Source organism: Streptosporangium vulgare (genome assembly GCF_042428775.1).
GTDB classification, from domain to species: domain Bacteria; phylum Actinomycetota; class Actinomycetes; order Streptosporangiales; family Streptosporangiaceae; genus Streptosporangium; species Streptosporangium vulgare.
On sequence record NZ_JBHMBS010000107.1, the window covers coordinates 1 to 1,399 of the forward strand.

Genomic DNA, 1,399 nt, shown 5'->3' on the forward strand with positions numbered 1-1,399 from the left:
TTGGCGGTGTGTCGTCGCGGGGAGGGGTTGGTGGGGGTTTCGCTGGGGTGGGGGTTGTGGGAGGAGCGTAGTGGGATCACGGGTGGGTTGGGTGAGGCTGATCTGGCGCGGATGGGTCGGGCGGGGTTCGGTGCGTTGTCCTCGGCGGAGGCGCTGAGACTCCTCGACACGGCCGTCGGCGCCACCGACCCGGTCCTGCTCCCGCTGCCGCTCGACCTGACCGCTCTCCGCGCGCACACCGGCGACGTCCCCACGCTGCTGCGCGACCTGGCGCGTCGACCGGCACGGCGTACGGCGAGACGGCCTGACACGCTCGTCCGTGGACTGGCCGACCTCCCTGACGCGGAACGGACCGCCAGACTCCTGGAGGTGGTGTCCGGGAACGTCGCCGGAGTGCTGGGCTACACCGGCCCCGTCGACGCCCATCGGGCGTTCGGTGATCTCGGCTTCGACTCCCTCACCGCGATCGAACTGCGCAACCGGCTCGGCGACGCCACCGGCATGCGCCTGCCCGCCACGCTGGTCTTCGACTACCCGACCCCGGCGAGCCTGGCCGCCCATCTGGCGGGCGAACTCTTCGGCACGGCCGCGGACGCCCCGGCACCGGACGCGCCGGTCAGGACCGACGACGATCCGGTGGTGATCGTGGGGATGGCGTGTCGTTTCCCGGGTGGGGTGTCGTCTCCGGAGGAGTTGTGGGAGCTGGTGGCGTCGGGCCGGGACGCGGTGTCGGGGTTTCCGGTGGATCGTGGGTGGGATCTGGAGCGGTTGTTCGACGATGATCCTGATCGTGCGGGTACGTCGTACGCGAGGTCGGGGGGTTTTCTGCACGGGGCGGGGGAGTTCGACGCGGGGTTCTTCGGGATCTCTCCGCGTGAGGCGCTGGCGATGGATCCGCAGCAGCGGTTGCTGCTGGAGACCTCCTGGGAGGCGTTCGAACGGGCCGGGATCGACACGCCCTCGCTGCGCGGCACCGACACCGGGGTCTTCGTCGGGTTGATGTACCACGACTACTCCGCGCGCCTGATCACCACACCCGCCGATCTGGAAGGGCACATCGGCATCGGCAACTCCGGCAGCGTCGCCTCCGGCCGCCTGGCCTACACGTTCGGCCTCGAAGGACCGGCGGTGACGGTGGACACGGCGTGTTCGTCGTCGCTGGTGGCGTTGCACTGGGCGATGCGGGCGCTGCGGCAGGGGGAGTGCTCGATGGCACTCGTCGGCGGCGTCGCCGTCATGGCGAAGCCCGACGCCTTCGTCCAGTTCAGCAGGCAACGCGGCCAGGCCCCCGACGGGCGGTGCAAGTCGTTCGCGGGGGCTGCGGATGGTACGGGGTGGGGTGAGGGGGTGGGGGTTCTCGTTGTGGAGCGCCTGTCGGACGCTCGTGCGAACGGTCGTC

At 70.8% G+C, this 1,399-nt stretch carries 1 protein-coding gene; it reads left to right on the forward strand.

The window, feature by feature from the left end; translation table 11 throughout:
- Nucleotides 1–87 precede the first annotated feature (87 nt).
- The coding region (locus ACFFRH_RS44175; RefSeq protein ID WP_386164170.1) for an acyl carrier protein at nucleotides 88–1,399 on the forward strand (1,312 nt) is incomplete at its 3' end.